This window comes from Paenibacillus vietnamensis, from assembly GCF_020169515.1.
Lineage (GTDB): Bacteria > Bacillota > Bacilli > Paenibacillales > Paenibacillaceae > Pristimantibacillus > Pristimantibacillus vietnamensis.
The window spans coordinates 511,575-530,209 of the sequence record NZ_JAHMHW010000002.1; the positions used below are offsets into that span (position 1 = coordinate 511,575).

Sequence of the window (18,635 nt, forward strand, 5' to 3'; positions counted from 1 at the left end):
CTTCTGGAATAATACGGTAAATGTCTTGTTGGATATAAAATACATGAGTTCAATTACCCAAGGCTACTGAATTTTCAGTAGCCTTTTGTTTCAAACATTATGACATTCTTAATTAATGTCCTCAGCCTGTTCGTCTACCCCCTCTGTCGATTAACAATAATTTCAACGCCCCCCTGCAGCACCCGGAAGGATGTCGTGCCGATCTCATAACGCTGCCCCCCTACGATCCACACATACGGGAATATTTTTTTATCCCTTGGCTGCCATTCAGCCTCCTTCCACTCATCAGAATGATAATACGATTCGTACCGGTTCAACTTTTCAGCCATCTGTTTTGCGGAATAGATGCTGTTCTGTATTTCGATATAAAACGGCGCCCCTTTCCAAATAGCAAACGCGTCCGGCTCCGGCAGGCCTTTATCGCCCACTTTCGGCTCGACATCAAACACTCTCGGCTGTTCATGCCGGCGCATTTGCTTGTAAAAGTCCAGGATCGCCAAGAAGTGCCCGACCTTCTGTGAATCCTTCTTGATGGAATGCTGCGGAAAATACAGATATTTACGGCGTTCCTTTGACACTCCGATCAGGCCGTCACGCCGGAGCCGCAGCAGCGTCTTGTTGGCTTCTGTGATCGGGTTTTTAACATGGTTGTAATGGAGTTCCGCGACGTCATCCCGGCTCATGACGCGGAACCGTTCCAGGTCGGCTATTATTGCCTTATCCCTCGCAATCAAAACGGAAGCACCTCCAACTCCAAATCATCGCCCTCGGGATCCTGTGCTACCGTCTCAGGCTCTGCTGGAGCTTCGCTCTTGTATGGCTCCAGCAGTTTACGGGCCGCGTCTAAACGCAAATGTGGGGCTTGCACGTAACGGACGCCGTCGAGCTTATGAATCATCAGCCCTTTTTCGGATTGCTTGATAAGCGCTGCTTCCCCGCTGCCGATCGTAATCCTGGAATTGATCTCATCAGCGTGTCGGAACGCCATGCGAACGGTCAGATTGTTTTTGAGCTTGCCGTCGAGAACGTCCTTATCTGGCCGCTGCATGGAGAGGATAAGGAACACCCCGAGCGCCCGGCCGATAGCGCTGATTTCTTCGATGATGTCCATGCAATCAGCATTCTTTTGAAGTAAGGCAACCTCGTCGATAGCGACAACAATAAACTTGGGCCGGATCGACTCCGGCAAGTCGATGATGTTGGCGAGCCCCTCCCGGTCGAGCAGGCTCCCGCGTTTTTTCAATTCATTTTTTACCGGCTTCAATATACGATGGTACAAGGTGTTCGAGTCGTTCGCGATTTCCTTGGCGATGCCCCGGAATAGATGGAACTCGGAACGCTTGAGGTCGCCGCCGTACAGCTCCATGCGGTCGCCAGCAAACAGAATCAGCGTTGAAAGGATCGCCCGCAGCTCGACCGACTTGCCGGACCCGGTTTCCCCAGCAATGAGCAGATGCGGATTGTCGGCCATATCGTAAGCCACCGGACCCGACCGGCTGCGGCCGACGAATATCGGGAGCGCCATTCCCTTGATCGTTTTCTCCACTTCTTCCCGTGCATAGTCAAACGCCTGGATGCCTTCGGAGTATACATTTAGTGCAAATGTTTTAACGTCGCCGGTGATTTCGATGTGCTCGCCAAACACCTGTTGGAATAGCCACCCGTGTTCGAAAATCTCCTTCGGGTTAAGGCCGACAGGCACAGTGAACACGATTTGCTTGCGCTCGATGGACGCCATAACCCGCTGTATGGTCGGATGGATAATGACCTCCCGCCGTTGCTTCCCAAAGCCCCGCTGCACCTTCTTGCCGATCTCCCCGGCCTTGAATGCCTTGAGCAAATTCCGGCGCAACTGCGTTTCCGGCATGGCCGCGTAAACCGTCCAGGCAAGGTATGAACTTGTCACGATGCCCGCAACCTTGGCCGCTACTACTGCACCAGTTCCGATGAATACCATTGTCCCAATCCTCCCAATCTACTGCCGTATTTAATGCACTCCCGTCTCAAGTATCTACTGCATTTTCAAGAGTGCATTAATACAAGCTGTTTCGAAATAATGATGCGGATCTGAAAATCTGTTAATAACGAGTGAGCGAATTAAAGAAAGAAGTGAGCGAAAGAATGAGCAAGAGGAACCGAAACCGATGCGCCAAATACCCAACAAGCATACATGCCGCCGAGAAAAGAAATTGCCACCAACGTCCAGCCAATTACATTACTCAAAACATATCGCCTCCATGATCTCGTATGAATGCAGCCATCTTCAAAAGTAATTCTTTGTCCTTCACGGCCTCCATCTTCCTCGCCACTTCGCCCATGATCTCCCGCTTTGCTCCTGGCGTCAGATTCGCCGTTTTCGCCTTGCTGCCCATATACCCCACGATTTTATTAAGCTGCTGTATGCTGCCGCTGTCGTGAATGAGTTCCTTTATCCAGGAAGCAGACACGCCTTCATCGCTCGCAAGATCACTTATCTTTTTTTCATGGTACGTATCGAACTTGTGTTTAAATTGTGCAAAGTGTTGTTTCTCCAAAATCCGATTCGTTGCACTGATGTCCTTTTGCACCGTCTTGCCCCCGGCCCTCGCCAGCGTCTTGAAAAGCATCCCGAGCGGCCCCATTATTCACCCCCGACAATTTTCTTGAATAGCTTCGAATCCTTCGGAATCACGCGGGGTTTGCGCGGCTTGTCGCTCATGATCTTATAGCCAACCCAAGAGCCTATGACGTAATAACGATATGCCGGGCACACTACGTAAACCGTTACGGCCGCAGCAGCAATCAGGACCTTTGACACCTTCATGACCGTTCACCTCTCAAAACAATATGGCCTTGATGATCGTCACTGCGTCGTCAATATTCATTTGCAATAACGCATCTCCAGCGTCAACCTTGGAAACTTTCGCGGCCGCTTTTACGATCAACTTTTTTATGACGAATCCCATGACTATACCCCGAACGACCGCATGACATAATGCACGAGGTCCCACCATTCATGAAGTGCGATATATGCACAGCTCGCATAGGAAACAATCTTGACGAAAACAACCTTCCCGCCGTGCCCGCTTTCTTCCATCAGTTTCCCGATGACCTCGCCGCCGATGACTATCCCCGCAATTTTAAAAACTGGTGCCAAAACTTCCACAAAAATCACCCTCCGTACTGCACTTTTAATAGTGCAGTTTTTGTTGTATGCCGTATCTTATGCCGCAAGGCTTGTCGAAATTGTCTACGGTTTTGGAATAAATTTTCATAGAGTTGTCCACACTTCTGATATAAAGGGAGTGTGAATATAATGGGGCTAGGGAAACCTAGAAGCTTATTAGGGAAATTCATCGATAAGATCGGATTGAAGCAAAAGGATTTAGAGGAAATAACAAAGCTAAGTCGCAATGAGGTTATCAAGCTTTGTGATGGTAGGGAAAACAAGAATCCTTATCCGGAGACTAAACAGAAAATCATTTCCGCGCTGCGGAAGCGCGGACACGATGTAAGAGCGGACGATTTTTGGTAAGAATGATTTGGTAAAGGAGGCTTCTCAATGCAAACAATCTGGAAAGGCGCTATTAGCTTCGGCCTTGTGCACATCCCTGTTAAGATGCACGCAGCAACGTCTGACAACGATATCCACTTCCGGACGCTGCATAAAGTATGCAGCACGCCGATCGCACAAAGCCGATACTGCCCGCACTGCGATGTTAAAGTGGAAACGGCTGATACAACCAAGGGGTATGAATACGATAAAAACAGGTTCGTCGTATTTAACGAGGAGGAAATCGAGGCTCTTAAGCCCGATTCAGCACGGACGATAGAGATTATGACCTTTGCGGACTTGGCGGAGATTGATCCGGTCTATTTCGCGTATTATCTATCCCCGGACATGGCCGGCTCCAACGCGTACAGTTTACTGCTTGAGTCCATAAGGCGGTCCGGCAAGATCGGCGTCGCCAGAGTAACAATCCGGAGCAAAAGCCGGCTTGCCGCCATCAGGGTAATCGACAACTGCCTATGTATGGAGACAATGCACTCACCCGACGAGATCCGTGCAGTCACAAATGTGCCGAATATACCCGAGCATGTCATCGTCGATAAAAAAGAGTTGGAAATCGCCCAAATGCTGATTGATCATCTCAGCAAGCCATTTGACCCAACACAATACAAAGATGACTATCGGGCTGCACTGACTCAAGCGATCGAGCAAAAGTTATCCGGCCAAAGCGTGGACGTCGTAGATGTGCCTGCTGCACGATCGAACGTGCTTGACTTGATGGCTGCGCTGCAGGCGAGTCTCGAGGCGACTGGAGATCAGAAGCCGAAAAAAAGCAAAAAGAAAGCGAAGGGGAATGTGTCGTAAAGCGACCTTCCCCTATTTTTACGAAACCAATAGGCAGGAATGGAAGTATGTAGTAGACTATTAGGAGAATTTACCCATTTGAGGAGGAACTATACATGAAGAAGAAGTTGCTCATCACGCTTGCTGCGGGGGCTCTTATGATTACTTCCGCTGCTGCTGGTGCATACGGTGCTACGAATCTACAAGCAATCAAGGCAAATCTAAATTTGGGTCTTAAGTTCAAGATTGATGGCGAGGGATGGACTCCTAAGGATGCGAAAGGTAAGAACGTTTATGCCATTACGTACAACGGAACAACTTACCTCCCGATCCGAACGGCTGGCGAAGCGCTCGGCGTTGACGTTGGTTGGGACGGGGCGAACAATACTGTATGGCTAGGAAACGGGGCTGCTGCTGCGGAAGGTCGTAAGGCAAGTGCATATAACGTCGATGTAACAATGGATAACGGACCAGTTAGCCTTAATATTACTAAAGTAGCTTTTGATCCTGCGTATAAGGAACATAGCTTCTCGGATCCGGTTGCCGCGATCATCCTTGATGTCACTGCAGAGAACACCTCAGCAACTAATATTGAGTGGTACCTCGATCAGTCTCCTATTGTTCTAAACACAAAAGAACAGATTGAGGATACGTTATATGCGGGCAATAATGATATTTCATCAGATTTTAAAGGAAATGTAGTTAAAAAAGGAAAGCTTATATATCCCGTAAAGGACAGTAAGTTCGAGGACATCTCAAGCATCCGTCTGTTTACAATGTACGTGCTTAACGAAGGCACTATCGATAAAGTCGCAGAAGATAAAGAGGTTGAAATCCTCCTTAAATAATGCGCGAAGGAGAAGGTTCTTATGAGAGCTGAACTGAGGCATTATCAATCGGGGCATGTGATTTATAGTGAGAAAGGTTTTTCTTGGACTACATTATTTTTCGGGTTTTTCGTTCCACTTTTTCGCGGTGATCTAAAATGGTTTGCTGTGATGCTTATCACCAACGTTTTAATAACGATTGTTACTGCAGGATTCGGCCTTATCATATCTTGGTTCGCTTTTGCGTGCATTTACAACGGCAGCTACATCAAGGATTTAGGCAAAAAGGGGTATGTGGAAGTTCCATACAACAGGGAAAAAAGATTAGAGCATATACAACATAACTTGAAACAGTAAATGGAAAAAAGCCCCCGACCACAAAGGTCAGGGGCTTTCGTTTATTCTCTGAGGAAACCAAGTCGGTCCAGGATCACGGCCAGCTGCTCCCGCGTCACCGGCTGTCCAAGTCCGAACTCTCCCGGGGCCACCCCGTTAATGATGCCGGCCTTGGCTGCCTTCTCGATGGACTTGATAGCCCAATTATCGGCAGGTACGTCAGAGAATAGCTCGGACTTCACAGGCGTCGATAAAGGCTTCACAGGTGGCTCTACAGGCTTCGTAACCTCTAAGGCTGGCGGCGTATAGGCATAGCCTGTGAACGAGCAGAAAGCGCGAATGACGGCTTCTGCGTATGCCTTCCAGTTCTCTTTGATGCAGGCCGCGTCCGTTGCATTCGAGCAGAATCCGTATTCGACGATTAGCGTCGTCACGCTGCCAGTCAACCGGTGCATGAAATAGTAATCAGAGCCGGTTGCCTCATTCGCCTTCGAGAATACCGGCTTCGGCCGTAGCTTCTGCCCGGCATCCTGCAAAGCTCCGACGATGGCATGTGCAAGCTTGCCGTCATTGTGGATGCTGTGAATGACCTCCGCCCCGCAAGCTTCCGACGATGGCGCCGCGTTAATGTGGTTGCTAATGCAGTATTTCGCGCCAGATGCTTTGACCAACGCGCCTCGGTCGGACGATTCAATCGTCTTATCAACGTCACGGGTCAGCGCAACCGGTACGCTGAGCGCCTTGAAACGCTCGTACATATAAAGCGAGATTTTGAGCGTGTATTCCTTCTCGATGATGCCATTGCCGGCCGCGCCTGGGTCTTTCCCACCGTGCCCCGGGTCAATAATTAAATATGGTTTTTCCATCGTTGCCACTCCCTTTTTTACAATCAAAGCGGAGCCGAGTGTGCGGCCCCAACCGTCATCAGCCGGCCACAAGTAGGAGCTGCCTCCGCCGTCGCCATTAAGCGCGTCCACGCATCCGAGTTTAGCCATGATGTCGGCCAGGTCGTCCATTGTAACTTTGTCATATGTCCGAACTATAACGAGCTTACCCGCTGCCGTGATCCCGCTCGCTGTCCGGTAGTTCCCGCCGCGCCAAATGTCGGTGCCGAGTTGGTCACGCTTGATGCCCTCAGTGATGACGTTATTCCCGTCCTTAAGCAGAGGCGGAGAACCTTGTATAGCCCACAGAGCGCCCGCAGGAGCCTTGCCAATGTGCAAGGTCCTGTCAGGCATCATGTAAAGCTCGTCGCGTGCTGCGGTCTTGGTAATGTCGCTGATAAACGTATTGCTGTCGATAATAAGTCGGCCGATCGGAATGCCGCGGGAGGTATCGGCATAGTTGAAATTGAGGGCGATGGCCGCCATCTCCCGCTGCCCGAGCTCCTTAACGGTTGCCCCATTCTGGTGAGCGGCATAAACAGTTTCCGCTGCCGGATCAATGACCGCATATGTCACGACAAAGCCATTGACCTTGGTTCGGATAAGACTAGTCATCTGTCCCAGCCCTCTCGCTGACTTGTTTAACGAGCTGGTGTCCAAACACTGCGAAAGCCCCCGCCAGAATGCCTTGAATGACAGCCTCCGGCCCCCAGCCAATCAGCCAGACCGTTAGCCCCAGCGCGACAGCTGTGACGATGTAAACGATACTCCAGTTCGGCACCCGCGGCGTTTGCTTAAACAAGAAACCAAGTACCCAACAGACCGCAACAACAATCAATAATTTCGGATCAATCATTTGAAAAATAGCATTCCAATCCAAAGTAATCACGCTCCGTTTTTAATTTTGTTTATCCACTCGGTCAAGACGATGATGCGCCTGCTTGGCAGATTCCTCAACCCTTGTAACGCGCTCTGCAAGTGCATCGAAACGACGCCCTTGATCGCGCATCTCAAGTCGCATCTCATCAACGCCGCGCTTGATATAATCAACATCCGTTTTTAATACCGCATCGTTACCGGCGTCGGACCGAGTTGTTTGACGCACCATTCTGTTCAATCCAATCCATCCGAGTAATATCGCACTGATGATGCCGGCTGCAGTTAATAGCATCATGATTGTCGCCTGGTCCATTAGCTCCCCCATTTCTGCAAAACAAAAGGGCCCCGCATTACGGAAGCCCCCTGCTAAATCAAGAATTTGCTGAAATCAATTGCTGCAGCTGCGTCAATAAACCCGGATTGATTCGGATGGACGCCATCGGCCGTCTTACCTGCTTTCCAGATCCCGCTGTCACGAGCCGTCTCAAGTGCGTCGGCAACGTCGAAGTACCCATCAATGTGCGCGGGCATGCTGCGGATCCACGCATTCCATTGCGCTCGTTTGCTATTTGCTCCAGCCTCGAAATACTGTACAGGTGTTTGGTTTCCGGTAGTAGCCCAGCTGTCCGTGCTGGTCGTCCGGTTGGTGCATGTAACATGCCAAACATCAAGACCGCGCATTCTTAGTTCTTCACAAAGAGCTACTACATACGATTGCTTCGTAGCAAGTGCAACGGCATTGTTGATATCGTTTGTGCCGTAATTTACAACTGCATGCGTATGATATTTTGCGAGCATGATTCGAATGCGGTCCGTTTTATTAACCAGGGAGTCTGCCTCAGTTCCTTGTCGTGCGATATTCGTGTATGGATAATTTCCAAAAGGACCATTTAGTGCCCGGACTAGATATCCCATGTCATTAGGAGAATCGCCTTGACCTGCAACGATAGAATCTCCAACCATCAAGATCGTTGGCACAGGATCGGATTGGATGCCTGTAATTAAAATTGGATGATATCCGAACTCGAAAATATTAGACATGGCTGCCCCGGCGGTAGCATCAGATCCTGCTGCCTTCTGATCCCCGTTTGCGGCGATCGTCGTTAAGCCAACCGGCCACTTTTGTCCAAGGGATGCGACCGACACATATGTCCGCACGTAAAAGACTACACCTTTCGGTAGGGTGAGCGCCAGCGGATCGGATTCGATAATGGCGCCCGGCTTAATGACAGTGCTTCTTTCCTGACCAAAATAGACAGGGAAATATAGTGTGGAGCCGTTCGGTGCGGTATATTCGATGCTCGCCTTGACCGTAATATCATTGTCTCCCGGCAGATCGCCGCCAATCTCAGCTCGGAAGTTTCCGAACACCAGCGCCGGATCATAGCAATCACAGCCTGCTGTGTACTTATAGCGGTACGTCGCGGATGTTTCGGTACCGGGCGAAAGGCCGCTCTTGTAAACCTGCCCACGGGTCCCGACGCACATTCTACGGATGACGTATTCGCCTTCTTCCGGCTTGCCGGTTGCAAGCCCCATCCTGCGCAGCCGCCTAGCATGCGCCCCCGTTGCTTCAATCTCTTGACCTTTGGCGTATGCCTTGCGCGTCTTCGAATCGTAAAAACTTTTCTTTGCTCTCATATTGCACCTCCATAGTTAAATTAAAAAGGCCCCGCCTAAGCGAAAGCCCCGTATACTTGCCCTGTAATCGTTTCGTATTGCTCTGGCGTAATCTTATTCCCAATGACAAATGTTGCGACATTGGCATCTGTATAGCGATCGGCGTCATAATGCCTCTTTACTGTTGCATACCAATCCATTAACTAAATCACCCCCTTTTCAACGAGTTCCAGCAGCAGCGCTGCGTGTTCTGATTCTGATTGCTCGAGCCTTATCTGCGTTTCGACAAGTTCCATCGCAAGAAGGGCCGATTCGTTTTCAAGCTGCTCGATGCGGAGCTGTTCCGGCGTCGGCTGTGGTGGTTCTGGTTCTGGCGGCACATAGTCTGGATTGTATGGAGTCTCAACGACAACCGTGCCCTTGCGCGTTGTGATCTCGGTGACAAGGTATTGTTGCCCGTCGCGTTCGATAATGTTCATGCCGTCACCCCCTTAGTCCAGAAGCGCCAGAACGCGCGCCTGGTAATCGAATGAAACTTGCGACGAATTAGCAACGTTTTTCAATCTTATTACTGCCGATGTTGAAAACGGCATTGGACTTGTCATGTTGACCATTTGCCTATGGCTTGAATCACTAGCAGACAGAAAACCACGCCCCCCGGCTAGTTCCTGTACGGCAAAAGGCTGAGAACCGCTGTCATAAAAAAGCGGGAAAACAACTCCATCGAGCACTATTTCCACGCCATACATGGGATTACTACCACCGCTTGTATAGTCCTGTATTTTCACTTCCGTAAGGAGACCGGAACCGCTAATAGATACCACATTCGCCGTCGCGTCTTGCGCCAGGCTTCCCGTTGATCCCGAATTGTTATAGGCATACGGCGTACGTCCTGTATAATCGCTCAATCGCTCCCACCCCACTCCATCTGTCGAATATTCCATATAACCATTCGTGTTCCTAAAGTGGAACCCGTCAACGCGGTCGGCGTTCCAGTTCGTAACAAGCGTTTTACTTGTCACTACTGCCGGAGCCGTCCCGTCTGCTTGGGTCAGCGTCAGCCGCCTAAGACTCGCGTCACCGTTCACGTCACGCTTAACAAGAGCGTTCGCCGTCGCTGCATTCGTTGCCGCGTCAAGCAGGCCATGCGCCCAGGATATGCCCGTTTCAATCGCGTTCATGACGGCTGCCGTGATTGGCGTGCCCGCCTGCGTGATAATCCCCGGCGATTGGGTGATTGTGTAGGATTGCATAGGCAAGAAGGCGGTCGCGCTTGATCCGAGCTCGAGCTGCGGATTTGTGAATGTGAAGGTGCCGGCTGCTTGGCTCGATAAGACAATCGTCGTATTTGTACTCACGGCAGTAAAGGTTCTCGGGTTAGTGCCGCCGGAGAAAATTTGCGTACCCGATACACCAACGCCGTCATATGCTCTGAACCTGTAATTGGAATCAGCGCTGCCGAATACTGCGGATATAGTATAACTTTGCCCCGGTACAGTCTGAACCGTTACATATGATTGTTGGTTGCTCACCGTCGCATTAAGTTCCAAAAAATAATCCGCAATCGGCACCGAGTTAGCGCTCATGTAGACCTCGAGCTCTACAAAATCGGTGTTGATGGTGCTGGCGGTTGTCGTCGCCGCGTCCGCGTAGGCGAGCCCATGAATAAATCCATTTACGTCAATGTAGCTCGTTGCGTCCGTCGTAGTGCGAGTGATTAAGGCAACCGTCGCGCTCGTGTGTGATGCCACATTAGTCGCCCAAGTGCTTGTAGCATTACGCCACAAAGCGAAGTATGCCTTATTCCCGGCCGGCCCGCTGCCGTACCCGTGCCAATTACCTGTCAACTTGGTAACGTTCGCCTTCAACCATGCAACCGCGTCGGCCGTCGTCATTGTGTTGAGCGGTATGCCATAGGTGCGGGTTACGTGTTCGATAAGGTTAAAGGAAAACCGATGAAAAGCAATATTGCCCGTACCGCCAAATGTGTTTGTTTGAATTTGTGCGTCAAGTGCAAAAAGCTTGGAATAACTGCCGCCGAAGTTCTCACTCAATGCAGGCGACGGCAATGAAGAGGCTGAACCTGCTAGTGCAAGGTGCGGCTGTTCTGTCGTACTCCCTGTTACTTTTCCGTTAAAATTCGCTTGCTTCATCCTCGTGTTTTCGTGTAGCGTCCACGCCAGATCATTAAAAGGCGGCAATAAGTTTTTGTCGCTGCCGCCGTTACTCCGCACATAGAAGCGCCGAGCGTATTGAACGGCCCTGTCGAGCCATGTTGTCGGTGTATAAGCCATTTAAACGGTCCACCCTTCTCCGCACGTAGTAGCCCCACAATAACGGAAGCTTTCATAAACCAAAAAGCCGGTTTCCAGCAGCATCATGACGTTCTGCTCAAGCCGGATCGCGTCCTCCGGTGTGAACGGTTTGCCCGATACCCAAGTGACCGCGCCAGGATAGCCGACCGGAGTCATAAAAGCCGATCGTATTGCTTCAAGATTCTGCTCAATGCGGTTGATGCTTGATAAATAATCAACGTGCGCCTGCGTCCGGTTCGTGATTGTCGTCAGCACTGGCATAGCATATTGAATACTGTTTAGATAAATCACGACCTCGGCCGTGTTGTTTTCAATGCGGTTCCAATCTTCCGCGTTGATCGAATCGTCCGAGGTCCAATCGAGTTTAGGAGCGATCCACGCCATTAGTTCGGTGCCCCCTTTGCTTCCGTGCGAGCCTGCAGATATCCCTGGTAAGTTAAATCCGTCTTGGTAATCATTCCGCTCGTATCGTCGCCGTAGCTGTTTTCGATGTCGATAACGTCAGCCAACTCGTGCGCAGGGTTGCCCCGCCAGTTCATCGAATACTTTGCCCGGAATTGCTTTTGAGCCATGATCCAGTTTGCGACATCGGTCGCGACGGTCGAAGTGTTGATGAGTGTGTTCTTTTCGAGTTTGATCGTATCGCCCAGGTCAATGCCCACCGCTGTCACGGTAGATATGCCGGACGTATTAAGGTTGGACCAGTAAGTCACCTCGACTTGTTTTGTCACGCGCTCAAGTTCGATCTTAGGCTCATTGTAAGCATTGTCGAAGTCTACTCGATCAGCAGCCGTCCCGAAGGAAACGCGCTTGAAGGTGATCGTATTGTTCCGCGTAACAAATAAGTTGCAGCGGCCGGCGATGGCTATCATTTGCAGCAGGGTCCGGCAATCCGTCTTTTCGGCCATGGAGTTAGTCGTTATCGAATTTAGTGCCGGGTCGATGCTATAATTCTCGATGCCGCATTGCCCAAACACCTGGACGGCCAGAGCGCCCAATGACTTGCTGCTCGCTGTAAGTTGCTCATAGGTGTAATTCGCCATCAAGTCGAGGTTCGTCCGGGCGGTGAAAGTCGCTGTAAGCGAGCCTTCTTCGCTCGTCCATTCCCACAAGAGGTAATTGCCAAGGCGTATATATTCAATCCAGCCGCCGTTGACCGGCACGCCGAGCTCCGCAATGACCTGCTGCCGTTGCTGCAAGTATTTATAAAAGCCAGTCGGGTTAAGGATATTGAAAAGCCGATCCGAGTTATCGACCGTAAAGCGGAATTCCGGCGACGGTAGAAGGCCGCTCGTCATGTCCATTTCCTCAATCATGTTGAAGGAAATGAGGGAATCGTCGGTGTACACTTCGACAATTCCAAAATCAATCTCCATGACTCGGGCGCGGCGGTTGCCGACGTTCCACTTGCTTATAGAGACAACGATCTTTCTATAGTTCAGCAATTGGCCGAGCGGAACGACCAGCGCCTTGTTATTGCCGGTAACCGTCACGGTATCAATCACAGCATCAGCCGCAGTATAAGCCGTCACGGTGTAATCCGTCGCATACTCGTCATTAAATTGGTCAAAGGTGATCGTCAAGCCCGCGCTGCTGTGATCCCCGCCGAATACGATCGTAATTGTTTGCGGAGTGGTGAAGGTGCCGTCAGCGTTACAAATGGCGCTGCTGATGTATCCGACCTCGCCATTGTTGGCCGGCGTCACGTCGTCCGGAAAAGAAAAAGAGCCATCCAGCCGGAACCGGTCCTGCTCATTCGTGGCCAGGTTCCATGTTGCCGATCGTTCGTTATTGTTGAGCTGCGCTTTTTGGCTCAAGGTCGCCAGCTCCGTCGATGTCGTAATGCTTGATACGTCCTCGGCTGCCGTGACATCAGATATATCAAAGGTGACGCGTCCAATGATCCGGCGCTCGTCCGCATAAATAGCATCCTTATACGGTTGTGTTACTGGATACATGCCGCCACCTACTTCTCAATAAAATTCATTTTGACGTCCTTGTACCGCATGACGCCATTAATAAAATCCAATGCCGGAGCCGTTCGGTCACCAGCGTAAAACGTCGCCGTGCGGGAGCTGTTCGTTTTCGGATTGAGGTATGTTACCTCGAAAAAGTTCGCCCCTACAGCCGTCAGTAGCGTCGAAAGCTCCGTCGGTGAAAGGTAAATCCAAGAAAGCTCGATCTTGTCCTTGGTCGCGATGAGTTCCTTAATCATGGAGCCGCGCGCGTTCCGCTCGGCCTTGGTGATGTCCTGAATAGTAACGATATAGGTCGCGGGGTCCGGCATTGGCACCCCGTTAATGCTTAAAAGAGCCATCCGAAACCCCTCCTATGTGGTCCGCAGCATGGACGATCCCAGGCGGTTGCTTTCCCCCGTTGTATAAGGCTGAATAGCCCGCGCAATCTCCACGCCGCTGATTTGTATGATCGTGTCACCCTTGCCACCCTGCTGCATCTGCATGGCCGTCATGACCGCCGTGCCGAGCGCCGATGCGATTTTGTCGGTAAAACTCGTGTTCTCAAGCGGAACAATCATTTCCGCGCCTGCTTCTCCGGCGATGTAATTGCCCATGTTCGTCTTGCCATCGACGACGCCGCCGCGTGCGAGCTCGGGAATCCTAGGCATTTTCGGCATAGAGAAACTGAAAGCAGGCGTAAGTTCTTTGTCGCCAACCTTTAGCGCCGGAATGTTGATGCTAAACGAATTGACTTTATCAATAAAGCCGTTCACCGACCTAATGACGGAATTGACTTTCGCTTTTACGACGCCGACAATATCCTCAAAGATTTCCTCCGTCTCTTTCTTGATCGCCTTCCATACGGTCGAAATGGACGTTTTTACACCGTTAAAATCAAGATTGACGATTTTATCCCATTGCTCGGAAACGGCCTTTTTGATGTTTTCCCAAGGAACGCCGACCCCGTCTTTGATGTTGGTCCAAACGGTAGCAACGGACGTTTTCAGGTTGTCCCACTTAATAAAATCCTTGAACTCATCCCACTTATCAGAAACGGTCTGCTTGATCGTATCCCAAGCGGTTCCGGCTGCCGTGTCGATGGCCGTCCACCGGTCGGACACCCACGTTTTCACGTTATCCCATTTAACAAAGTCCTTTAAGGTATCCCATTTGTCGGATACGGTCTTCTTGATGTCTTCCCACGACGTTCCAGCAGTCGTCTTGATTGAGTCCCAACGGTTCGAAACCCAAGTTTTGATGTTATCCCAGTTAACGAACGTTTGAAATGAGTCCCATTTTTCAGAGACGGCGGTCTTGATTTTTTCCCACTTTTCCCCGGCATCTTCCTTAATTTCGCCCCACTTCATGCCGATAGCTGTTTTGATTAGGTCATAATAAGGGCTGACATCTTTTTTGAGGTCTTCCCATGTTTGAGTTACGACGACGTTCGCGGCCTTCCAGTAAATGCCCGCGTCTTCCTTGATCTCCTTCCACTTGCCGGAAACCTTGTCTTTGATGTAATTTACAAAGTCCATGGCTTCGATCTTGGTCGGGTCGCCGTATGCTTTGATGTCCTCGCGCATCCCCTTCCAGGCTTCTCCGAACTTCTCGCGGAACTCACCGAACTTGTCGGCCCAATCGCCATTAAAAATGCGAATGAACCCTTCTGTCGATTCGCCTATTCCGGCTACCCAGTTTTCAAAGCCTGTAAAGAATTTATCGAAGTCAAGGGCGAGAACGCCGTCAAACATTTGCATAACACCGGCCCAGCCTTCGAACGTACCGGAAAGCAATTGAACGTCAGAAATGCGGGCTTTCATGAACTGATGGCCCCAATTCTTAGCCAACCAACCGGATATTTTTTCAATAACCGGATTGTTTGCCAGGTCAGAAACGGCTTGCGTGAACTTGCCGAATGAGTCGGCTAAGTCGTCCCATTCTTCAGCGAATTTCTTGATGTTGCCTACGCCGAGAATTTCCTTGATCGCTTTCTTGAAGTCCTCGGCCGCTTTCTTCGCCTTATCGGAAATTTCAAAGATCCCGCCATCATTGGCGCCCAGATCGTTTAAACCTAACCCGCCTTGGATGTCTGCAACCGGAAGCTCGTCTTCCTCGCCCGCGCCGCCTTTGTCCGGCTCTTGAAGCTGGTTGACCTCGTCAAAGCCCATGACTTGCCGCGATGCTTTAGCCGCTTCCTTGCCGGCTTTCTTAAAGGAATCACCCAGGCCATCCACCGCGCCCGATTGTGCATCTATAGCAGCCGTTTGGCCGTTGCTCGCCTTGATGTTTGCTTTCGGGAATAGGGCTCTCATGATACCGGCGATGTGTAAAAACACGACCTCAACCGCCCGCGCAAGCCTGGTTAGAAGGGGTAAGGCAATATTGAGGATTGGGAGAAATGCTTGGCCGAGAGCCATCCTGGTATCACTCAAAGCAGCAATAAATCCGCCCTTGAGCAAAGCCGTGTTCTGCGCTATCTCGGTGCCAAAGTTTTTTGTTGTTTGCTCGAGTATGTGGTGATACAAAATTGTTTTTTGCATCCCCATGCCTAACTCGGCCCATGGCGCATTATTCGCCAGCTCTTTATAGGCTTTCGATTGTTGCAAAGCAGCAACGCGGACATCGATGCCGAGTTCGGCTGCGCCGTCCTGCTCCTGGTTCATGGCGGAGCGCATCCGTTCGGATATTTCCGTCATTTCCATACCATTATTGCTTCGGATGACCGCCGCAGCTCTAATCAGGTTTGTCGTCTTTTGAAGTAGATCCTTTTCGTCCTTGGCAATGGATTTAAGACGTATTGAAAAGTCGTTCGCCATCTCCGCCGTTTGCAGCTTAGAAAAGCCCATAACGTCACCAACGGTTTGCTGCCACTTCTTAAAGTCGCCCATACTCCTGCCCAATGTGCGGCTCAACGTGCCCATAAGAGCCTCGAATTTGATCGCGTCATTGACCGCAGCATTCAAGCCGATACCGGCTCCGAGCGTAGCAAGTGCCGCACCGATGCCTAACATCGTACTTCGGATGCCAATGCGGAACTTTTCGAGGTCGTTCTGTGCATTGTTAAGCTCCCGGCGCATTGACGAGAAGTCGGCGCCCGCACGAATTAATAACTGACGTATAACCGGGCCTGCCATAAATAGCCCTCCTTTCTTAGTAAACTGTGCCGCCCATGGCCGCGTTAACTCGCTTGATTTCCTCGAGCATATCTTCAGCCGTCTGCGGCTTCTTCGGTCGCTTCGGCTTGTCGCCTTTAAGCACCTTTTCAAGCGACGGCATTTTCTTGACGCGCTGCCAGTGAGCGGTTAAATACGCCTGTGTTACAGCTGTTTCGTCTTTCATCTTCTCTCGCTTGCCGTACTGCTCCAGCAGCAAAAAGAGCTCCCAAGGCGTCATCATGTTGTATTCACTCAACGTCACTCCGACAGTGAAAGCCGACTTGAGAGAAGTCTCCCAACAAAACGGTTTTACTTCTTCGCCGTCGCTCGTCTCGTTGCCCGGTTCGGCTTCGACGGAGTCGCTTCCGGCAGTTGGTCGTTTCCCGCTGCACCGCCCATGGAAATAGTCAGAGCTTCAAACATTTTTTTGTGTAGGTATGGATATGCCGGATGAGGTGCACAGTCAAGAATGTCCTCCATCATTTCCATGGTCAGTTCTTCACCGATTTCCTTTGCATGGTTCTGTAATCCGTAGAAGTAAATAAGCTCAAGGTCATTTTCACTGAATCCCACGCCACCTTCCAATTCCTCCACGCTTTTATTAAGCTCCGCACCGATCCGCTTCAGTGCTTTGTGTCCGAAACGCAATTCGCGCTTTTTATCAAGGTCAACTATTACAACGTCGTTGTTATTAGGCATTGAATACCCCTCCAAATGGAAATAGGACCAGAACGCGAACGCCCTGGCCCATGGTTAGTTTAAACTAGGTTGTCTTGATGACCACGACTTCGTATACCTTCGCCGCCTTGCCAGTTTCGTAAGCAATAATGGTAAGTTTCCGGCCTTTGTTCAGCGTCAATGTGATTGCAGCCGATGCCGATCCAGAAGTCAGGTCTTGCGTATAAACGCCGTCAACGTAAAGTTTCAGCGTATGGCTTGCAGCTGTCGCCGTGATCGTAGCAGTAGCCGCCGAAACACCACCGAAGCTGTAGCTGTAGTTGGTGCCGGAGAATGCAGGCGACAACGTGCCACCTGTCGCTGTAAGAGACAAAGCCGTCAGGCCACCTGATGCTGTGATACCCAAAGATGGAGCGCCGGAAACCTTAATTGTAGCTTCAAAAGTCACGGCTTCTTCAAGGTCAACCGATGTCGAAAAGCCGGTAACGACGCCGTTAAACGTCCACGTTGCACCCAGGCCAGCCGGAAAAATGATGCTATAGGCGTCAGTTGTACCCGCTTGGAACGCGGTGTACATAGCCATCTGACCGTTTGTGTCGCCAGGCTCAAAGAAACCGGAAACTGAAACTTCGCCGCCGTCCTTGAAACCTCCGATAAATTCACGGTAGCCGCCATTGCTGGCGAGCGTTGTAACGTCGATAGTCTCGGCGGAAAGCTCAAGACCACCAATGGACGTAAGGCCCGCGACGCTGTTTGCTCCGATTTGCAAAACTGTCCCTACGGAACGTTGTGCCAAAATAAAAACCCCTTTCTAAATGTGTACTGTGAAGGAAAAAACGCTTTTATAAAGCTTTGTTTCCTCGTCGTAGAACTCGTCCGGTTCATTGAGAACCAATTCATTTATGTGAAGCCCCTCGCCACCGATAGCTCGGCCCTGGAAACCGATCAATAAAGCGATGATCGCGGCAGTGTTCTGCTTCAAGCTGTCGTAATTGAGCGCCACGACGTTTATTGTAACGGGTATGGCCCGGCTTCCTTGATAGCCTTCAAGCGTTCGGTCATATTCACCTTCGCTCGAAGCATAAACGACGTAAGGCGCAACCGTTCCGGCTGGCGCTACGAGTGGATAAAGATTGTCGGATAAGGCAAGCATTGAATTTTGGAACTCGTCAACCATTGCTTGTTCGAATCTCACCGCGTTCACCCCCTCATGATCTTGTCTATTTCCGTTGCGGCTACGTCCACCACTTCCCGCTCAATGGCTGTCGTGTTGTTGTTAATGGCTTTTTCCAAGTAGTGATAACCCGGTATATAGCCGCTTTCACCAACCCTAAATCCGTATTCTTGGGATGCTGGATAGAACGCCCTTTTACCCTCTTTGCTAATTCGGACAAAGTGGTCGATTTTCGCGGGGTTTATCCCGATTGTGTAAATCTTCTTGCCGCGCTTCCTAGATTTCTCCGCACGCATGACAAGTGCACCTTTTAGGTCTCCGGTATCTTCCGGAGCGTTCGTTTTAGCTGCCTTGAATGGAATCTTGGCACCGGCTCGGCCTGCTTTGTTCGCTACCTTGCGCAAGCCTTTTTTGTCGAGGTCTTTAATCATTTGTTTCAATTCTCGCAAACCGATAATGTCGTTACGTGCCATGTC

Annotated in this window: 26 protein-coding genes; 4 read left to right on the forward strand and 22 right to left on the reverse strand. The window is 50.6% G+C overall.

Annotated features, from left to right (window positions below):
- Nucleotides 1–134: 134 nt before the first annotated feature.
- The 6 genes from KP806_RS07520 to KP806_RS07540 form a co-directional block, all read right to left on the reverse strand.
- Nucleotides 135–734: a replication-relaxation family protein gene (locus tag KP806_RS07520; protein WP_224722945.1), complete on the reverse strand. Its 600-nt coding sequence runs from the start codon at nucleotides 732–734 to the stop codon at nucleotides 135–137.
- Nucleotides 731–1,957 (reverse strand): FtsK/SpoIIIE domain-containing protein, encoded by a 1,227-nt coding sequence (locus tag KP806_RS07525; RefSeq protein ID WP_224722946.1) that lies wholly within the window; start codon nucleotides 1,955–1,957, stop codon nucleotides 731–733. The genes KP806_RS07520 and KP806_RS07525 overlap by 4 nt, the downstream gene beginning before the upstream one ends.
- 140 nt (nucleotides 1,958–2,097) lie before the next feature.
- On the reverse strand, nucleotides 2,098–2,223 hold the full coding sequence (locus KP806_RS27545; protein WP_263575599.1) for a hypothetical protein: 126 nt from the start codon (nucleotides 2,221–2,223) through the stop codon (nucleotides 2,098–2,100).
- On the reverse strand, nucleotides 2,220–2,606 hold the full coding sequence (locus KP806_RS07530) for a hypothetical protein (protein ID WP_224722947.1): 387 nt from the start codon (nucleotides 2,604–2,606) through the stop codon (nucleotides 2,220–2,222). The genes KP806_RS27545 and KP806_RS07530 overlap by 4 nt, the downstream gene beginning before the upstream one ends.
- Before the next feature lie 14 nt (nucleotides 2,607–2,620).
- Nucleotides 2,621–2,803 carry a hypothetical protein gene (locus tag KP806_RS07535; RefSeq protein WP_224722948.1) on the reverse strand — a complete coding sequence of 61 codons (183 nt, stop codon included), beginning with the start codon at nucleotides 2,801–2,803 and terminating at the stop codon, nucleotides 2,621–2,623.
- 144 nt (nucleotides 2,804–2,947) lie between these two features.
- Nucleotides 2,948–3,145, reverse strand: coding sequence for a hypothetical protein (locus KP806_RS07540; RefSeq protein ID WP_224722949.1), 198 nt, complete (start codon nucleotides 3,143–3,145; stop codon nucleotides 2,948–2,950).
- A gap of 150 nt (nucleotides 3,146–3,295) precedes the next feature.
- Here KP806_RS07540 and KP806_RS07545 point away from each other — a divergent pair, with 150 nt between their 5' ends.
- The 4 genes from KP806_RS07545 (at nucleotide 3,296) to KP806_RS07560 (ending at nucleotide 5,517) form a co-directional block, all read left to right on the forward strand.
- Nucleotides 3,296–3,514, forward strand: coding sequence for a transcriptional regulator (locus tag KP806_RS07545; protein WP_224722950.1), 219 nt, complete (start codon nucleotides 3,296–3,298; stop codon nucleotides 3,512–3,514).
- 27 nt (nucleotides 3,515–3,541) lie between these two features.
- Nucleotides 3,542–4,354 (forward strand): non-homologous end joining protein Ku, encoded by an 813-nt coding sequence (gene ku / locus KP806_RS07550; RefSeq protein ID WP_224722951.1) that lies wholly within the window; start codon nucleotides 3,542–3,544, stop codon nucleotides 4,352–4,354.
- A gap of 95 nt (nucleotides 4,355–4,449) precedes the next feature.
- The gene (locus KP806_RS07555; RefSeq protein WP_224722952.1) at nucleotides 4,450–5,181 is read left to right on the forward strand and encodes a stalk domain-containing protein; all 732 of its coding nucleotides are present in this window, start codon (nucleotides 4,450–4,452) and stop codon (nucleotides 5,179–5,181) included.
- A 21-nt stretch (nucleotides 5,182–5,202) separates the two neighbouring features.
- Entirely contained in the window at nucleotides 5,203–5,517 is a 315-nt protein-coding gene (locus KP806_RS07560) for a DUF2628 domain-containing protein (RefSeq protein WP_224722953.1), read from the forward strand.
- Between the two features lie 41 nt (nucleotides 5,518–5,558).
- On the opposite strand, the gene KP806_RS07565 is transcribed toward KP806_RS07560, so the two are convergent.
- The 16 genes from KP806_RS07565 to KP806_RS07640 all read right to left on the reverse strand — a co-directional run bounded on the left by KP806_RS07565 (nucleotide 5,559) and on the right by KP806_RS07640 (nucleotide 18,632).
- Nucleotides 5,559–6,995, reverse strand: a complete 1,437-nt coding sequence (locus KP806_RS07565; protein ID WP_224722954.1) for an N-acetylmuramoyl-L-alanine amidase — start codon at nucleotides 6,993–6,995, stop codon at nucleotides 5,559–5,561.
- A complete protein-coding gene (locus KP806_RS07570; RefSeq protein WP_224722955.1) occupies nucleotides 6,988–7,260 on the reverse strand; it encodes a phage holin family protein in 273 nt (90 codons plus the stop codon). Before KP806_RS07570 ends, KP806_RS07565 begins: the two co-directional genes overlap by 8 nt.
- Nucleotides 7,261–7,278: 18 nt before the next feature.
- Entirely contained in the window at nucleotides 7,279–7,572 is a 294-nt protein-coding gene (locus KP806_RS07575) for a hypothetical protein (protein ID WP_224722956.1), read from the reverse strand.
- A 53-nt stretch (nucleotides 7,573–7,625) separates the two neighbouring features.
- Nucleotides 7,626–8,900, reverse strand: a complete 1,275-nt coding sequence (locus tag KP806_RS07580) for an SGNH/GDSL hydrolase family protein (RefSeq protein ID WP_224722957.1) — start codon at nucleotides 8,898–8,900, stop codon at nucleotides 7,626–7,628.
- A gap of 35 nt (nucleotides 8,901–8,935) precedes the next feature.
- The gene (locus tag KP806_RS07585; protein ID WP_224722958.1) at nucleotides 8,936–9,079 is read right to left on the reverse strand and encodes an XkdX family protein; all 144 of its coding nucleotides are present in this window, start codon (nucleotides 9,077–9,079) and stop codon (nucleotides 8,936–8,938) included.
- A 3-nt stretch (nucleotides 9,080–9,082) separates the two neighbouring features.
- Nucleotides 9,083–9,358 carry a hypothetical protein gene (locus KP806_RS07590; RefSeq protein ID WP_224722959.1) on the reverse strand — a complete coding sequence of 92 codons (276 nt, stop codon included), beginning with the start codon at nucleotides 9,356–9,358 and terminating at the stop codon, nucleotides 9,083–9,085.
- Nucleotides 9,359–9,370: 12 nt separating this feature from the next.
- Entirely contained in the window at nucleotides 9,371–11,173 is a 1,803-nt protein-coding gene (locus KP806_RS07595) for a hypothetical protein (protein ID WP_224722960.1), read from the reverse strand.
- Nucleotides 11,174–11,578, reverse strand: a complete 405-nt coding sequence (locus KP806_RS07600) for a hypothetical protein (RefSeq protein WP_224722961.1) — start codon at nucleotides 11,576–11,578, stop codon at nucleotides 11,174–11,176.
- On the reverse strand, nucleotides 11,578–13,152 hold the full coding sequence (locus KP806_RS07605) for a hypothetical protein (protein ID WP_224722962.1): 1,575 nt from the start codon (nucleotides 13,150–13,152) through the stop codon (nucleotides 11,578–11,580). Before KP806_RS07605 ends, KP806_RS07600 begins: the two co-directional genes overlap by 1 nt.
- An 8-nt stretch (nucleotides 13,153–13,160) precedes the next feature.
- Entirely contained in the window at nucleotides 13,161–13,511 is a 351-nt protein-coding gene (locus KP806_RS07610; RefSeq protein ID WP_224722963.1) for a DUF6711 family protein, read from the reverse strand.
- Nucleotides 13,512–13,523: 12 nt separating this feature from the next.
- A complete protein-coding gene (locus KP806_RS07615; RefSeq protein WP_224722964.1) occupies nucleotides 13,524–16,286 on the reverse strand; it encodes a phage tail protein in 2,763 nt (920 codons plus the stop codon).
- A gap of 16 nt (nucleotides 16,287–16,302) precedes the next feature.
- Nucleotides 16,303–16,563 carry a hypothetical protein gene (locus tag KP806_RS07620; protein WP_224722965.1) on the reverse strand — a complete coding sequence of 87 codons (261 nt, stop codon included), beginning with the start codon at nucleotides 16,561–16,563 and terminating at the stop codon, nucleotides 16,303–16,305.
- A gap of 53 nt (nucleotides 16,564–16,616) precedes the next feature.
- Complete coding sequence (locus tag KP806_RS07625) at nucleotides 16,617–17,006, reverse strand: hypothetical protein (protein WP_224722966.1); 390 nt, start codon at nucleotides 17,004–17,006, stop codon at nucleotides 16,617–16,619.
- A 64-nt stretch (nucleotides 17,007–17,070) separates the two neighbouring features.
- A complete protein-coding gene (locus KP806_RS07630) occupies nucleotides 17,071–17,781 on the reverse strand; it encodes a phage tail tube protein (protein ID WP_224722967.1) in 711 nt (236 codons plus the stop codon).
- A gap of 15 nt (nucleotides 17,782–17,796) precedes the next feature.
- Nucleotides 17,797–18,180, reverse strand: coding sequence for a DUF3168 domain-containing protein (locus tag KP806_RS07635; RefSeq protein WP_224722968.1), 384 nt, complete (start codon nucleotides 18,178–18,180; stop codon nucleotides 17,797–17,799).
- A gap of 5 nt (nucleotides 18,181–18,185) precedes the next feature.
- Nucleotides 18,186–18,632 (reverse strand): HK97-gp10 family putative phage morphogenesis protein, encoded by a 447-nt coding sequence (locus KP806_RS07640; RefSeq protein WP_224722969.1) that lies wholly within the window; start codon nucleotides 18,630–18,632, stop codon nucleotides 18,186–18,188.
- Nucleotides 18,633–18,635 lie beyond the last annotated feature (3 nt).

Bases quoted from the DNA above. Each gene is read 5' to 3' on its own strand.
- KP806_RS07525 (WP_224722946.1), bottom strand. From the start codon at position 1,957: ATGGTATTCATCGGAACTGGTGCAGTAGTAGCGGCCAAGGTTGCGGGC.
- KP806_RS07530 (WP_224722947.1), bottom strand. From the start codon at position 2,606: ATGCTTTTCAAGACGCTGGCGAGGGCCGGGGGCAAGACGGTGCAAAAG.
- KP806_RS07535 (WP_224722948.1), bottom strand. From the start codon at position 2,803: ATGAAGGTGTCAAAGGTCCTGATTGCTGCTGCGGCCGTAACGGTTTAC.
- KP806_RS07545 (WP_224722950.1), top strand. From the start codon at position 3,296: ATGGGGCTAGGGAAACCTAGAAGCTTATTAGGGAAATTCATCGATAAG.
- ku (WP_224722951.1), top strand. From the start codon at position 3,542: ATGCAAACAATCTGGAAAGGCGCTATTAGCTTCGGCCTTGTGCACATC.
- KP806_RS07555 (WP_224722952.1), top strand. From the start codon at position 4,450: ATGAAGAAGAAGTTGCTCATCACGCTTGCTGCGGGGGCTCTTATGATT.
- KP806_RS07560 (WP_224722953.1), top strand. From the start codon at position 5,203: ATGAGAGCTGAACTGAGGCATTATCAATCGGGGCATGTGATTTATAGT.
- KP806_RS07565 (WP_224722954.1), bottom strand. From the start codon at position 6,995: ATGACTAGTCTTATCCGAACCAAGGTCAATGGCTTTGTCGTGACATAT.
- KP806_RS07575 (WP_224722956.1), bottom strand. From the start codon at position 7,572: ATGGACCAGGCGACAATCATGATGCTATTAACTGCAGCCGGCATCATC.
- KP806_RS07580 (WP_224722957.1), bottom strand. From the start codon at position 8,900: ATGAGAGCAAAGAAAAGTTTTTACGATTCGAAGACGCGCAAGGCATAC.
- KP806_RS07585 (WP_224722958.1), bottom strand. From the start codon at position 9,079: ATGGATTGGTATGCAACAGTAAAGAGGCATTATGACGCCGATCGCTAT.
- KP806_RS07590 (WP_224722959.1), bottom strand. From the start codon at position 9,358: ATGAACATTATCGAACGCGACGGGCAACAATACCTTGTCACCGAGATC.
- KP806_RS07595 (WP_224722960.1), bottom strand. From the start codon at position 11,173: ATGGCTTATACACCGACAACATGGCTCGACAGGGCCGTTCAATACGCT.
- KP806_RS07600 (WP_224722961.1), bottom strand. From the start codon at position 11,578: ATGGCGTGGATCGCTCCTAAACTCGATTGGACCTCGGACGATTCGATC.
- KP806_RS07605 (WP_224722962.1), bottom strand. From the start codon at position 13,152: ATGTATCCAGTAACACAACCGTATAAGGATGCTATTTATGCGGACGAG.
- KP806_RS07610 (WP_224722963.1), bottom strand. From the start codon at position 13,511: ATGGCTCTTTTAAGCATTAACGGGGTGCCAATGCCGGACCCCGCGACC.
- KP806_RS07615 (WP_224722964.1), bottom strand. From the start codon at position 16,286: ATGGCAGGCCCGGTTATACGTCAGTTATTAATTCGTGCGGGCGCCGAC.
- KP806_RS07625 (WP_224722966.1), bottom strand. From the start codon at position 17,006: ATGCCTAATAACAACGACGTTGTAATAGTTGACCTTGATAAAAAGCGC.
- KP806_RS07640 (WP_224722969.1), bottom strand. From the start codon at position 18,632: ATGGCACGTAACGACATTATCGGTTTGCGAGAATTGAAACAAATGATT.